Annotated in this window: 17 protein-coding genes; 5 read left to right on the forward strand and 12 right to left on the reverse strand. The window is 63.5% G+C overall.

Annotated features, from left to right (window positions below; genetic code table 11):
• Positions 1-99: 99 nt before the first annotated feature.
• Positions 100-975, reverse strand: coding sequence for a DMT family transporter (locus B4E36_RS20755; RefSeq protein WP_292056030.1), 876 nt, complete (start codon positions 973-975; stop codon positions 100-102).
• Positions 976-1,257: 282 nt separating this feature from the next.
• On the opposite strand from B4E36_RS20755, the gene B4E36_RS20760 reads away from it, so the two are divergent.
• Positions 1,258-1,449, forward strand: coding sequence for a CsbD family protein (locus B4E36_RS20760; RefSeq protein WP_026173740.1), 192 nt, complete (start codon positions 1,258-1,260; stop codon positions 1,447-1,449).
• Between the two features lie 146 nt (positions 1,450-1,595).
• Here B4E36_RS20760 and B4E36_RS20765 read toward each other — a convergent pair whose 3' ends face one another.
• From B4E36_RS20765 to B4E36_RS20780, 4 genes are all read right to left on the reverse strand, one after another.
• Positions 1,596-2,627, reverse strand: coding sequence for a peptidoglycan -binding protein (locus tag B4E36_RS20765; RefSeq protein ID WP_018066321.1), 1,032 nt, complete (start codon positions 2,625-2,627; stop codon positions 1,596-1,598).
• 2 nt (positions 2,628-2,629) lie between these two features.
• Positions 2,630-3,664: a flagellar motor protein MotA gene (locus tag B4E36_RS20770; protein ID WP_414673798.1), complete on the reverse strand. Its 1,035-nt coding sequence runs from the start codon at positions 3,662-3,664 to the stop codon at positions 2,630-2,632.
• A 158-nt stretch (positions 3,665-3,822) separates the two neighbouring features.
• Entirely contained in the window at positions 3,823-4,620 is a 798-nt protein-coding gene (locus tag B4E36_RS20775) for an inositol monophosphatase family protein (RefSeq protein WP_026173738.1), read from the reverse strand.
• 109 nt (positions 4,621-4,729) lie between these two features.
• A complete protein-coding gene (locus B4E36_RS20780; RefSeq protein WP_345900774.1) occupies positions 4,730-5,872 on the reverse strand; it encodes a diguanylate cyclase in 1,143 nt (380 codons plus the stop codon).
• Here B4E36_RS20780 and B4E36_RS20785 point away from each other — a divergent pair.
• Positions 5,783-5,977 carry a hypothetical protein gene (locus B4E36_RS20785; protein WP_155122137.1) on the forward strand — a complete coding sequence of 65 codons (195 nt, stop codon included), beginning with the start codon at positions 5,783-5,785 and terminating at the stop codon, positions 5,975-5,977. The two genes, B4E36_RS20780 and B4E36_RS20785, sit on opposite strands and share 90 nt — an antisense overlap.
• 29 nt (positions 5,978-6,006) lie before the next feature.
• Here B4E36_RS20785 and B4E36_RS20790 read toward each other — a convergent pair whose 3' ends face one another.
• Complete coding sequence (locus tag B4E36_RS20790; RefSeq protein ID WP_292056022.1) at positions 6,007-7,089, reverse strand: tetratricopeptide repeat protein; 1,083 nt, start codon at positions 7,087-7,089, stop codon at positions 6,007-6,009.
• Between the two features lie 7 nt (positions 7,090-7,096).
• Complete coding sequence (locus B4E36_RS20795; protein WP_292056021.1) at positions 7,097-7,744, reverse strand: thiamine phosphate synthase; 648 nt, start codon at positions 7,742-7,744, stop codon at positions 7,097-7,099.
• A gap of 104 nt (positions 7,745-7,848) precedes the next feature.
• Between B4E36_RS20795 and B4E36_RS20800 the strand changes: the two genes are divergently transcribed.
• Positions 7,849-8,607 carry a sulfite exporter TauE/SafE family protein gene (locus B4E36_RS20800; RefSeq protein WP_292056019.1) on the forward strand — a complete coding sequence of 253 codons (759 nt, stop codon included), beginning with the start codon at positions 7,849-7,851 and terminating at the stop codon, positions 8,605-8,607.
• 43 nt (positions 8,608-8,650) lie between these two features.
• On the opposite strand, the gene B4E36_RS20805 is transcribed toward B4E36_RS20800, so the two are convergent.
• The 3 genes from B4E36_RS20805 to B4E36_RS20815 form a co-directional block, all read right to left on the reverse strand.
• Positions 8,651-8,917: a DUF2312 domain-containing protein gene (locus B4E36_RS20805; protein WP_018066314.1), complete on the reverse strand. Its 267-nt coding sequence runs from the start codon at positions 8,915-8,917 to the stop codon at positions 8,651-8,653.
• Between the two features lie 99 nt (positions 8,918-9,016).
• On the reverse strand, positions 9,017-9,322 hold the full coding sequence (locus B4E36_RS20810; RefSeq protein WP_292056016.1) for a DUF1244 domain-containing protein: 306 nt from the start codon (positions 9,320-9,322) through the stop codon (positions 9,017-9,019).
• Between the two features lie 20 nt (positions 9,323-9,342).
• On the reverse strand, positions 9,343-10,122 hold the full coding sequence (locus B4E36_RS20815) for an N-formylglutamate amidohydrolase (protein WP_345900775.1): 780 nt from the start codon (positions 10,120-10,122) through the stop codon (positions 9,343-9,345).
• 164 nt (positions 10,123-10,286) lie between these two features.
• On the opposite strand from B4E36_RS20815, the gene B4E36_RS20820 reads away from it, so the two are divergent.
• A complete protein-coding gene (locus B4E36_RS20820) occupies positions 10,287-10,790 on the forward strand; it encodes a DUF1036 domain-containing protein (RefSeq protein WP_292056012.1) in 504 nt (167 codons plus the stop codon).
• Positions 10,790-12,229 carry a pyruvate kinase gene (pyk, locus tag B4E36_RS20825; RefSeq protein WP_018066310.1) on the forward strand — a complete coding sequence of 480 codons (1,440 nt, stop codon included), beginning with the start codon at positions 10,790-10,792 and terminating at the stop codon, positions 12,227-12,229. The genes B4E36_RS20820 and pyk overlap by 1 nt, the downstream gene beginning before the upstream one ends.
• 143 nt (positions 12,230-12,372) lie before the next feature.
• Here pyk and B4E36_RS20830 read toward each other — a convergent pair whose 3' ends face one another.
• Positions 12,373-13,311, reverse strand: a complete 939-nt coding sequence (locus tag B4E36_RS20830) for an IS110 family transposase (RefSeq protein ID WP_345900776.1) — start codon at positions 13,309-13,311, stop codon at positions 12,373-12,375.
• Between the two features lie 373 nt (positions 13,312-13,684).
• Positions 13,685-13,883 (reverse strand): VOC family protein (locus B4E36_RS20835; RefSeq protein ID WP_345900777.1); only part of this gene is annotated, 199 nt, incomplete at its 5' end.

A 13,883-nucleotide genomic window follows, 5' to 3' on the forward strand; every position in this document is an offset into this window, starting at 1 on the left:
GAGGAAGGCCGGCACGAAACGCTGGTCAAGAAGAACGGCCTCTATGCCCGCCTCGCCCGCCTGCAGTTCGATGTCGAGGCCGAGCGACGCGCGGGGTAGTTATTCGGTTTTTGCCGGCCCCGAAGGCATGAAGGTCGCGAGGAAAATCAGCGCAATTCCCGCCCAGACAATCGGAGTCGGCCATTCGCCGAAGACAACGAGGCCGATCAGCACCGCCATCGGCAGCGCGGTGTGCAGCGCCGGCGTTAGTTGCACCGCATCCGCCATGGAGAACGCCCGCAGCATGCAGTAATTGCTGGCATTGACGAGCGCGGCCGAGACGACGAACAGGCCGAAATCGGCGGCGCTCATGCCGGACCAGTAGAACCATGCCGGGATTGCGGCAATGCCGGCCATCAGCACATACATCCAGAACAGCGCCGGCACCGTCGCCTCGCTCATCGCCACCTGCTTCAGCACAACGTTCTTGAGGGCAAGCGCGATCGCGCCTGCAACCGCGACAAGGCCGGCGACCTGAAAGGTCTCAGTGCCCGGACGCAGGATCAAAAGCGCGCCCGCAAGGCCGAGGCCGACCGCGAACCAGCGCCGCCAGTCCGCCCGCTCCTTCAAAAGCACGATCGCCAGCGGAATGAAAAACAGCGTTTCAAGCTGCAGCAAGGTCGCGGCGACCGTGAACGGCAGCAGCGACAGGGACGTCACGATCAGGAAGCTGACGACGACGCCGATCAGGGCGCGCAGCACCAGAAGCCGCGGCCCGATGATGCGAAAACCCGCCGCGCCGCGCCCGAGCGCCACCGGCAGCATCATCAGCGCGGCCAGGCCGTATTGCATGAACATCACCACCACCGGCGCGTGGCGGTCCGTGAGAGTCTTGGAAAGCGTGTCGACGAGCGTAAACGAGGCGACGCCGCAGATCATCAGAAGGGTGGCGACAACGCGCGGACTAGGCCGCCGAACGGCGCTGAACATGGACATGGCTTCTCCTGCCAAAGCAAAATGGAATGCTTCCTGGAGGAGCCCTCGTCCGCTTGACAGGAAGATCAGCGCAGGAAAAGCGCGATGGTAAGGCACAGATGCCCCGCCATCCTTGCGGAGCCGGAAGGATAGGAAAGAGCGGCGCGGAAGGCAAGAGCCTCGGGCCGCGCTCGTCCGGATCGAACGGATGAGACCCACAGCCTTTTATTGAAGCTCACGGAACCGACAGGCTCGTATATCCGTTCTATGCGTCGGAACGATCATGTTCCGGAGGAACACAAAATGAGCAGCACGTCAGACAAGGTCAAGGGCAAGGCAAATGAAGTGGCCGGCAAGGCCCGCCAGAGTGTAGGCGATGCCACCGGCAACAACGAGACAAAGAGCAAGGGCGCCGCACAGGAAGCCAAGGGCCACGCCCAGCAGGCCAAAGGCAAGGCCAAGGAAGCGGTCAAGAAGACCGTCGACAAGGCCTGAACCCAGCCAAAGCCATGAGATACAGCCCGCAGCTCTCGCCAGAGCTGCGGGTTTGTTTTTCTTGAAACGGATCGGGCCATTCCATCCCGCGAGAACAGCTTTTTCTCATTCGCCGTTCGTGAGAAAGGACTGACTGCTTCCGGCGGCTACCGCTCCGTCAGCTTGAACTCGATGCGCCGGTTCTGGGCGCGCGCTTCGGGCGAATTGCCCTCCGCGATCGGCTGGTATTCGGCAAAGCCCGCGGCCACCAGCCGGTTCGCCGGAACGCCCTCGGAAATCAGGTAGCGCACCACGGCATTGGCGCGCGCCGATGACAGTTCCCAATTGTCCGCGAACTGGCCGCCTGGACGGATCGGCACGTCATCGGTGTGGCCATCGACGCGCAGGACCCAGTTGATGTCCTCGGGAATCTCGGGAACGATTTCAAGCAGCGCATCGGCGAGCTTGCCGAGTTCGACGCGGCCATCCTCGTTGAGTTCGTCCGAGCCGGACGGAAACAGCACTTCCGACTGGAACACGAAGCGGTCGCCGACGATGCGGATATTCTCGCGATCGGAGAGGATCTGCCGCAGCCGCCCGAAGAAGTCCGAGCGATAGCGGTTCAGTTCCTGCACCTTCTGGGCCAGCGCGACATTCAGCCGTCGTCCGAGATCGGCGATCCGCGCCTGCGAGGCATCGTCCTTGGCCTCGGAAACCTCCAGCGCCTCCTCGACGGCGGCAAGCTGGGCGCGCAGCGCCGCGATCTGCTGGTTCAGAAGCGCGATCTGGTTCTGGGCGCGCGCCGAAAGCTGGCGCTCGGCCTCGAGGTCCTCCGACAGCGCGCCGATCTGTGCCTGGGCGCTGTCGCTTGCGCCCGCGCCGGCATCCAGCAGCGCCTGCAGGCGGCTGCGCGCGGCCTCCGCCGACGACAACGACGCCTGCAGCGAGGCGATCATGTCCTCGGCGTCCTGAGTATTGCCCTTCTCAAGCGCCAGAAGCTGGGTCAGTTCCGCGATCTGGCTGTTGAGCCGGTTCAGCACCTCGTCCTTGCCGGAGATTTCGCGCGTCAGGATGAACTGGCCGATCACGAACACGGTGAGCAGGAACATGATCGCCAGAAGCAGCGTGGCGAGCGCATCGACAAAGCCCGGCCAGTAATCGACGCTGCGATTGGAACGGCGGTTGCGGGCAAGCGCCATGGTCAGCGGTCCCCGAGCTTGTCTGTCAGGCGTTGCAGCGTGCGGCGCAGCTCCTGGGATTCCTCCTGCTGCGCCTCGATCCAGTCGCGCAGCATCTGCTGCTCGTTGCGCATGTTCTTGACGACGCCCTGGATGCCTTCGGCAAGCTGCGCCATCGCCGGCACCGAACCCGCGCCGGAGCCGTTTTCGGCGATGCGGCGCAACTCCTCGGCCAGAATTTCGAACTGCTCGCTGGAACCGCTGGCAACGCCCTCGAGCGCGGGCGCGAGGTCAGAGGTGACATCGGTGACCGAGGACAGCCAGTTTTCGAGTTCCATGTAGAAACGGTTCTGCGCGCGGCCGGCCTGAAGATCGAGGAAGCCCAGGACGAGCGAGCCGGAAAGGCCGAGCAGCGAGGATGAAAACGCCGTGCCCATGCCCGACAACGGCCCGGCAAGGCCCGATTTCAGGGCATCGAGAACATCGGAGGAATCGCCGGCGTTCGGATCGAGATTCTGGATGATGTCGCCGATCGAGCCGATCGTGTTGAGCAGGCCCCAGAAGGTGCCAAGCAGGCCGAGGAAGACAAGAAGGCCCACGAGATAGCGCGAGGTATCGCGCTGTTCGTCCAGCCGGGTCGCGATCGAATCGAGGATCGAGCGCAGCGACGTGGTCGAAAGCGACATGGTCTGGCGGCTGCCGATCAGCGCGCGCATCGGCGCGAGCAGCTTGGGGTCGCGCCCGACGCGATCGGCGCTGCCGGCGGCGCGGAAGGAATTCAGCCAGCCGACCTCGCGGCGCAAGGCCAGCACCTGGGAAAACACCATCAGGATGCCGATCAAGAGTACGCCGAGTATCAGCCCGTTGAGGCCGGGATTGGTCATGAAGGCGGTGTGGGCCTGACGGTAGAGGATGGCGACGCAGAACCCGATCAGGATCAGGAAGATGACCATCGTCCAGACAAAGGACATCGGGCTCGACATCTTCTGCGCATAGCCCGGACGCGGCGGGGCGCGCCGGTCATCATGCTCGAGTTCGAAATCCGACATATTCGCCAATTCCTCCGCTCTGCGCTCGACTTCGGCCCGGCCGAAAGCGGCTTATCCTACAGTCCGCCACCGTCTCCCGAACCCGTGGGCCGGAAGCGGCTGGCTCTGCAACCTCTATTCGAAAACGACGGCGATTTGAAGGGCGCGGCGCGCAAAACCGAGAAAGCCTATTTTTCGAGGCGTCGCTGGAGCTGGTCGTAAAGCGCGATGCGGATCATCTCGTTGCCGGCAATCACGCTGCCGGTCTCAAGGCACTGCTGGCCGCCCTTCATGTCGGAGACGAAACCGCCGGCCTCACGGATCATGATCAGGCCCGCCGCCATGTCCCATGCATTGAGCCCTTCCTCCCAGAAACCGTCCATGCGGCCGGCCGCGACATAGGCGAGATCGAGCGATGCGGCGCCGAGGCGGCGAATGCCGGCGACCTCTCCCATCACATGGCGCAGTTCGACCAGGAACTTGCCATGATGGCCAAAACCGAGATGGGGAACGCCGCAACCGATGACGGCGTCGGAAAGTTTTCGGCGGGCCGAAACCCGGATACGGCGGTCGTTGCAGAACGCACCGCCGCCCTTTTCAGCCACGTACAGTTCATCGAGCGCGGGATTGAAAATCACGCCGGCCACGATTTCGCCGGAACGCTCCAGCGCGATCGAGACGGCAAACTGGGGTATGCCGTGCAGGAAATTGGTGGTGCCGTCGAGCGGATCGACGATCCACCGGTGCTGGCCGTCCGTGCCCTTTTCCTCGCCGCCTTCCTCGCCCAGGAAACCATAGGTCGGCCGCGCCCGCATCAGTTCGGTATGCACGATCTTTTCAGCCTTCAGGTCCGCCTGGCTGACGAAATCGGATGGCCCCTTGACCGAGACCTGAAGGTTCTGGACCTCCCCGAAATCGCGCGTCAGCGAACGCCCGGCTTTAAGGGCAGCCTGCACCATGACGTTGAGAAGAGCTGAACGGGCCATCGGGAAAATTTCCTTGGTTGTGAGCGCCTGCGCGGTGAGCAACGCGCGGCGCTTTTGCGACACGGCGGTTCATGATCACAGAATGCGGTGAAATTCAAGGCCCGCAGGCCTAAATCGAATCGCCCTGAAGCGCTTCGCCGTCGGAGCGTTCGGCCTTCTTCGACGATAAATCGAGCACTTCGGTTCGGTTGCGGCCGGCATTCTTGGCGCGGTAGAGCGCCCGGTCGGCATAGTCGAGCGCCACCGCCAACCGCGTCTCGCCGGCGGCGAAGCCGGCGACGCCCGCGCTGATGGTGATCGAGAATGTATGCCCCTCGAAGGTGAACTCCAGCTTCTCGATCGTGGTTCGGATCTGTTCGGCCACGCGGAAGCCGTTGTCCACCGTTGTCGACAGCAGGATGATGGCGATCTCCTCGCCGCCGTAGCGCACGGCGAAATCGGACCGGCGGATGCGGGTGACGATGGTTTTGGCCACCTGCTTGAGCACCTCGTCGCCGCGGGGGTGGCCATAACGGTCATTGACCGCCTTGAAGCGGTCGATATCGAACAGGATGACGCAACCATCCTTCTGCTCTCCGGCGGCGGCCTCCCGTTCTATCGTGAATTCGAGCTGGGAGAGCGCCCGCCGATTGTGGAGGCCCGTCAATGGATCGCGGTCGGCGTTGAACTCGACGTCATGCAGATAGGAGGTCGCGCGTCTGGTCGATTCCAGAGCCGATCCGAGCAGGACCGTGCCGACGGTGTTGATCACGATCAGCGGCGCGCCAATCACGACAAACAGATCGGCGGCCCGTTCGAACCCAGCCATCAGCAAGGACAGGACATAGAGATTGCTGAGGCAGCCGAGTAGCAGAAGCGACCGAAAACGCTGAACCTTGGGGCCGAGAAGAGCAAAGCCGATCCCGATCGCGCCGGCCATCGCGATCCCGACAACCCCCGCAGCCACCCCGTCGCCGCCAATCCAGATGCGGAACGCCGCCGCGATAGCGCTGACAAACAGGCCCGCAACCGGACCTCCGAAAACGGGGGACAGAACCACGAAGACGGCGCGGGTATCGAACACGTAGCCGGATTGCATTTCGATCGCATTCATCATGGCGGCGATCGCCCCGCCGGCAAAAACGACAGCGCTAGCATAGGTCCGACGACGCGGAAGGCGAACATGGCGAAGGACAAAGCCGTAGCCAAGGACGATCAGCGCACCGAGTCCAAGGCTTGTGATCAATTCACCGACAATATCAAGGCGCCCCAAAAAACTTCCCCCAACCTCCACCAGTCACGCTCATCAAAATATAGTCACAACCTGTCACAACGGAAAATACACAAACTGACGCGCGAGGAACAGACAAATCGATGATCGACCGGGTACTCCCGGCGCGTTTTTGGCTAGTATCGTTGCGCCAGCGCGCGCGAACGGCGTTCAGCCGCTGCCCGGGTCTCGGCGTCGAGACCGTCGAGGAGCTCTTCCATACCTGGCTCAACCAGCCCCAGCCGCCGAACGCTGAGATAGAAGGTCGCCGCCGTTTCCTTGTCTTCGCGCACGCCGATGCCCTGGCTGTAAAGGTAGGCGAGCCTGCTCATCGCCGCCGGATTGCCGTTGAGCGCGGCGCGGCGCAGCCAGTCGACGCCCTGCTCGAGATCGCGCGGCATCCCCCTGCCGTTAATCAGCGCCAGCGCGAGATCGAGCTGGGCGGTATCGTGATCGCCATCGGCGGCGCGGCGCAGCCAGAATTTCCAGAGCGCCTTCTTCTCCTCCGGAAGATCGTCCAGAGCCGGATAGATCTGTGACAGCGCATATTGCGCGTCGGCGATATCGGCCTCGGCTGAGGCCTCGAACCACGGCAAAGCGAGCTTCAACCCATCCTTGCCTGGGTTCTGTTCGATCAGCAGGCTGCCGTAATTGAATTGGGCAAGCGGATCGCCCGCCTCGGCGGCCTGTTTCACCAGCACGCCACCCTTTTCGTTGTCCGCCTCTTCATCCGAAGTCAGAAGGGCCATGCCGTAGCGGTTGAGCGCGAACGGCTCGCCGCTTTCGGCGGCCATGCGATACCATTCCAGCGCCGGGCCGGCCTTTTCTTCGGCAATCAGGTTTCGCTCCACCAGTTCGCCGATCAGGGTTTCGGCGCGCGGGTCCCCGCGTCCGGAACGCTGCAGCGCCGCCTCATAAGCTTCATCATAGGCGCCGCGCTGATAGGCGCCGTAGGCGAGATCGACCGGCCCGTCATAGACCGGCTCCGGCGGCAGCCCAGGAAGGTCATCGCCGACCGGCGCGGCAAATGCGAACTGATAGGGGGCGGGCCTGTCGGGCGCGAGCCCCGGCGGCAACAACCGTCCGCCGCCGTAAAGCGAAACCCGGTCGCCGGAAACCAGGTCCGCATCGGTCGCGAACTGCCCCATTGTCGCGGCAAGACCAAGGCCCGGCGCAAGCGCCAGCAAAACAGCAGCAGTGACGACGGAACGAGCGGTCATGGCTTTCCTAATCGCCAAACCGTGGCGCTTTTTCGTCCAGCATGGCATTGATCTCTGCCACCATGGCGGCGGGCCCGCCGGGGGCGTCGAAGACGGCCTTTCCAACGGCGACGAATTCCGCGAAGGTCAGCGCCACGTCGATGACGCCCGCCGGATCGCTGCCAGCCATCACGATACACGGAATTTCCACCATCGAGGCCCACCATTCGCCGAGGTCGACGTTCTTGGGATGGGGTGCCGCATGGGTGTCGCCGTCCAGCATCCCGAAGAAGACATAATCGGGGTTGAGCTCGCCGGCCTCGAGCGCCGCATGGCGATCCTTCAAACCGCCCGCGCCGACAATCAGGCGCGGCGAGAACCGTTCCATCGCATCGGCAAGCTCGCCGCGGAAAACATGAATGCCATCGGCCTTCGCGCGCCCGGCAACGCGGCTGTCGCCGGCGATCAGGGCTGCCGCGCCATGATCCTGGATGATCGGCACCAGCCGTTCCGCGCGGTTCTGAAACGCTTCGAAGTCCTCGCCATATTGCGGCAGGATGACGGAAGCGACATCGCCGCCGCGCAAGGCATCGGAGAGTTGCTTCTCCTGGTCGCCGGCATCAGCCATTTCGGGCACCACCAGCACCAGCCGGCAACGATCCTGATCCACAGTCATCTCGCTCAATCCCTTTCGCGCCCGCCTCATCTTACCGCAACCGGGGGGCCTCGCCTTCCCCGGATAAATCCGTTAGAGCGGAGTTTCAACAGGTGCTTTGATTTATGCTTCCCGATCCGATCTTTTATGCAGCGGCAATCCCCGCCGTGATACTCGTGGGCCTTGCCAAGGGCGGCATGGGCGGAGCGCTTTCGCTGCTCGGCGTGCCGATCCTCACCTTCGTCGTCGAACCGGCCACGGCTGCCGCGGTCATGCTGCCGATCCTGATCGTCATGGACATCGTCGCGCTGTGGACCTGGCGTCATCACAACCACTGGCCGACGCTTGCGATCCTGCTGCCCGGCGCTCTCATCGGCACGGCGCTCGGGTGGTATACGTTCTCGACGGTCCCGTTCGCGCTCACCCGCATGCTGGTCGGGATCGCGACGGTCGCCTTCGCCGGAAAATATTTCTACGACCGCTGGAAGCCGGGCGAGAAGATCGAAAAGCCCCCGGCCCCGCAACGGCCTGTCGCCGCCACCTTCTGGGGCGGCATTGCCGGCTATACGAGCTTCATCTCGCATTCCGGCGGCCCGCCCTTCCAGATCTACACCCTGCCGCTCAAGCTCGACCCGAGAAGCTATACCGGCGCGAGCGTGCGCTTCTTCGCCATCGTCAACTTCGTCAAGCTGCCGCCCTATTACTTTCTGGGCGAACTCGGCGCGCCCAATCTCACCGCCTCGGCAAGCCTGCTGCCCTTCGCCGTGATCGCGACGATCGCGGGCGGCATGATCATCAAGCGGATGCGGATGGAAGTGTTCTATCCGCTGATGTACGCCATGGCGGGGCTTGCCGGGCTGAAACTGGTGCTGGACGGGTTTTAGGTCGTCAAAAAAAAACGTGTCCGGCGAAAACGCCGGAGCCGCCCTACTCTTCTTCCGGCGCGCGGATCATGCCGAGCGCGATCATGTAGGTATCGAGCACGGCTTCCTCTTCCATGCGCTCCTGCTCGTCCTTCTTGCGCAGCGCGATGATCTTGCGCAGCGCCTTGGTGTCGAAGCCGGTGCCCTTGGCCTCGGCATAGACATCCTTGATGTCGTCGGCGATCGTCTTCTTTTCTTCTTCCAGACGTTCGATCCGCTCGATGATCGAACGCAACTGATCGCGCGCTATGCCGTGTGCATCGTCGGCCATGCTCAACTCCTTGTGACACTGAAAATTGTGTGGGCCCTGCCTGCCGAAAACCGCGTGAGAGGTCAAGGCCGATAATGCGGCGGGAACCGATTGTTCCACTCAATCGCGCGGTCTGGCGGCTTCGAACGCGGCCTTCTGGCTCTCCGACGCCTCGCTCTGGTGGTGCGCCTTCCATTCATCATAGGGCATGCCGTAGACGATCTCGCGGGCCTCGTCCTTGGTCATGGGAATATCATCCTGTTCCGCCGCCTCGCGATACCAGTTGGCAAGGCAGTTGCGGCAGAAGCCGGCAAGGTTCATCAGGTCGATGTTCTGCACGTCGGCGCGCGCGCCGAGATGGGCGACGAGCCTTCGGAACGCGGCGGCCTCCAGATCGCGTCTCTGTTCTTCGCTGAGCTTTTCCATGATCGTCTCCATATTGGTTTTCAGGCCCGCGAGGGAAAACGCCGCAGCACATGCATGTCATCATCGGCGTTCAAAGCGGCCAAAATGGGGGCTATGCGACCCGCCCATAGCGCAACGCCGCCGGCATCGGCGATCAGGTCCTGGCGCACTTCCAGCAGGGCGTGGGCGATGCCCTTTTCCATGCAGTGCCGGTTCATGGTATCGCCCTTCAGCGCGCCGTCATAGGGCTCGTTGTCGCCGACGATCACGCCTTCGATGGCGGCGAGCGCATCGATCAGCGGACGCACCGCGCGCGGATCGCCGTCCCACAGGACACCGGTATGCCACGGCCGCGCCACGCCTTTCCAGAATGGCGTGAACGAGTGCAGCGAGATCACCAGAGGCCGGCGGCCGGTGGCCTCCACAGACTTTTCGATGAGCGCGTCGATAGCGTGGTGATAGGGCCGGTGATAGCGCTCCAACCGCCTCTCGCGCTCATCCGGTGACAGCGGGTGGTTTGCCGGAATGATCGCGCCATCGGAGAGTTTCATGATCAGCGTCGGATCGTCCTCGCCGCGGTTCGGATCGATCAGAAGACGCGAGAAAGTCGCCATGACGGCGGGGCAGGAAAGTTCGGCGGCAAGCGCGCGGGTCAACGCCTCGATCCCGATATCATAGGCGATGTGACGCTCGAACACCGAGCGGTCGAGGCCGAGATCGCCATATTCCGCCGGCACAAGGGCCATGGCGTGATCGGCGAGCAGCACCAAACCGCTGTCATATTTCCCTTCTAAAACTTCAAAAGCACACATGTTCGCCATGGATATCCGGTCGGAATTTGCGATAATGGGTGATGGCACACACGGCCGGCTTTCGGCAAGCGTGTGCTCTGCCATTTGCCTCGCCCGCCGCGGGGCACTATGATAACGCTGTAAATCGATTGAATGCGTTCCCGTCACGGATCGTCCCACGAGATCAGGCTGCCATGCTGTCAACTCCGAAACGTCTTCCCACCGCCTCCTCCCACAAAGCCTTTGCCATTGCAGGACAGGGCCTGACACTCGCCGGCACGCTTGCCGCGGGCCTGTTCGTCGCCGCCTTCTGGTCGCCGCACGAGGCCCGCGCAGAGTTCCGCGTGTGCAACGACACGGCCAACCTCGTCGGCGTGGCGGTCGGCTACCGTGCGGAAGAAGGATGGACCTCGGAGGGATGGTGGCAACTCCCGGCCACCACCTGCGCGACCGTCGTGCCCGGCCCGCTTCAATCGCGCTACTACTATCTCTACGCCGAGGATGCCTCCGGGAGCGGACGCTGGACCGGCTATACCAATATGTGCGTCGCCGAGGATGAATTCGAAATCACCGGCGTTCAGGACTGCTTTGCGCGCGGTTACCAGCAGATGGGTTTTAGCGAATATGACACAGGGCGGGAGGAAAGCTGGACTGTCCAGCTTTCCGACACCCCCTCCACCCAGGAAAGTCAGAATTGATGAGACGTCACAGAAAAGTAAAGATTCTCGCCACGCTCGGCCCGGCCTCCTCCGAGGAAGAGCAGATCGAGGCGCTGCACAAGGCCGGCGCCGACCTGTTCCGAATCAATATGAGCCATGCCAGCCACGACCTGATGCGCACGCTGACCAAGCGGATCCGCAATGTCGAGGCGCGCTGCGGCCGGCCGATCGGCATTCTTTGCGACCTGCAGGGCCCCAAGCTGCGCGTCGGCAAGTTTCTCGACGGCAAGGTGGAGCTTGAGGTCGGCCAGACCTTTACGCTCGACGATCGCGACGAGCCGGGCAATGAAAAGCGCGTCTTCCTGCCGCATCCTGAAATCCTGCAATCGGTTCAGCCCGGCCACCGCCTGCTGATCGATGATGGCAAGCTGCAGCTTCGCGCCGAAAAATGCGACGGCAAGAGCATTGAATGCACCGTGGTCGCCGGCACCGGCATTTCCGACCGCAAGGGCGTCAGCCTGCCCGATACGCTGCTCGGCGTCGGCGCGCTGACCGAGAAGGACCGCGCCGACCTCGACGCGGTGCTGGAAACGGGCGATGCCGACTGGGTTGCGCTGTCCTTCATCCAGCGCCCGGACGACCTGGCGGAAGTGCGCAAGATCGCGCGCGGCCAGGTGGGGCTGATGTCGAAGATCGAGAAGCCGCAGGCGATCGAGCGGATCGAGGAAATCATCGAGATGAGCGACGCGCTGATGGTGGCGCGCGGCGATCTCGGCGTCGAAATGCCGCTCGAAACCGTGCCTGGCCTGCAGAAGAAGCTGATTCGCCTGTGCCGCGCCGCCGGCAAACCTGTGGTGGTCGCCACCCAGATGCTGGAATCGATGATCGAATCGCCGGTTCCCACCCGCGCCGAGGTTTCCGACGTCGCCACCGCCGTGTTCGAGGGCGCCGACGCGATCATGCTGTCGGCGGAGTCGGCCGCGGGCGAATACCCGGTTGAAGCCGTCAGCACCATGGCCTCGATCGCCCGGACCATCGAGCGCGAGCAGCTTTATCCGCAGATCCTCTACGCCCAGCGCCCCCAGCCGGAGGCAACAGGCGCGGACGCGATATCGCTGGCCGCGCGCGAGATCGCCGAAACCCTGAAGCTGACCGCCATGGTCTGTTATACCGCATCCGGCACCACCGGGCTTCGCGCCGCGCGCGAGCGGCCGAATGTGCCGATCCTGGCGCTGTCTCCGGTCGTCAGGACCGCGCGGCGGCTGTCGGTGGTCTGGGGCCTGCACTGCGTGGTGGCCGATGAGCCGACCGATCTCGAATCCATGGTCGATGGCGCCTGCCGGATCGTGGTTGACGAGGGCATCGGCAAGCCCGGCGACCGGATCATCATCTCCGCCGGCGTGCCGCTCGGCACCCCCGGAGCCACCAACATGCTGCGCATCGCCTATATCGGCATGGACGGCCGCTCGGGCGTGTGATGTTCTGAGGCGGCGGCTTTGCGGCCGCCGTCCACTCTTATGGGCGCATATTTGCGAGAAGAGCTTGCGGCGTGCTCCCAATACTCTCTCCCGCTTGCGGGAGAGATACCCCCGAAAGGGGGAGTGAGCGACTGTCTTTCTGGTCAAGCGTTTTGTTCGCGCCATGGATGATTGTCCCGGAGGATTGCGTTGAGGATGGTGATGAGTTTTCGTGCGACTGCGATGATGGCCACGAGTTTGGGTTTTCCATGAGCGACCAGACGATCCCTGAACGCCCTGAGGCTTGGATTGTGATGCGCTGCAACGAGGGCTCCCATGTAGAGCGCCGTTCTGACGCCGGCGCGTCCTCCGCCGATGAAGCTCTTTCCGCGCCATTGGCCGGATTGGCGCGTCCATGGAGCCAGTCCGACGAGAGCGGCGATCTGACGTCGGTCGAGCGTGCCGAGTTCCGGTAGCTCGGCGATCAGGGTGCGGGCGATCTGGTCACCGATACCGGGGACAGACTTCATGAGCTCGACCTTGGCCAGCCAATGGGGCGATCGGCGAATGCTGTCGTCAATGTCCTGATCGATGTCGGTGAGTTCCTTCTGCAGCGCCTTGAGGAGCCGGTTGATGCTCTTGGCCGTGCGCTGAGACGATCGCTTCAGGCGTTGGTTTTCCGCGCCGATCATGGCGATGATCTGCCGCCGGCGAGCGACGAGATCACCCAGGGCCTGGGTTTCGGCGTCCGGCAGCGGCCGCAGGGCGGGCCTTGTGGCCTCGGCGAAACGGGCGATCACGGCTGCATCGAGCGGATCGGTCTTGGTCCTCTTGCCGAGCGCCTGGGCAAAGGCCCGCACCTGCGCCGGATTGACGATGACAACCGGCAGTCCGGCCGAAGCCAGCGCCGCCGCGACCACGGTTTCGAAGCCGCCGGTGGCCTCAATGGCGATCCGTGCGGCCCCGAGCGGCTTCAGCCGCGCGATCAGGTCCTCCAGCCCGTCATGATCGCGCGGGACATGAAAAGGGGCCATCGAAGACGTGTTGGCGGCGACATCCAGACGATCCCTGGAGACGTCGATACCGATGTTAAGAGCGTCCATCCGATCCCATCCTTGCTTAAGCGGGCTTCGCTTCGAGCGGCCCAAGCGACTGTTCGGGTTCGATGGAACGGCGGACGAGGACCCTTGCTCACTCACGGGCTTGGTGTCCCTCAGGGTGACCGGTCTCCCGTCCGCCACCGCAACCTGCTCTATACCACAAGCAGCGGATTCGAAGTTACAAGGGTGATGCAGCGTTTCAAGCTGTGAGGGCGTTCGCGGGGATAGACTCGCCCCTCACTGCCCCTTTCGGGGCATCTCTCCCCGCCGGGGCGAGAAGATTGGGGGGCTTTGCGGACGGGGTTGCCCTGGCTGATGGCTCAAGGCCGGCATAACGGAATGGGTAGGACATGGTCTTACCCGCGAGATTAGGCATTTATTCCTGCTCAAACTCGATCAGCGCGCCCTGAAAATCCTTGGGATGGGCGAACAGGACAGGCTTGCCGTGGGCGCCGGTCTTGGGCTTGCCGTCGCCGAGCACGCGGATGCCGCATTCGCCAAGCCTGGCCGAGGCATCGGCGATATCCTCCACCTCGAAGCAGAGGTGATGAATGCCGCCGCTCGGGTTCTTGTCG

Source organism: Martelella sp. UBA3392 (assembly GCF_002358775.1).
In the GTDB taxonomy this organism is placed as follows: domain Bacteria; phylum Pseudomonadota; class Alphaproteobacteria; order Rhizobiales; family Rhizobiaceae; genus Martelella; species Martelella mediterranea.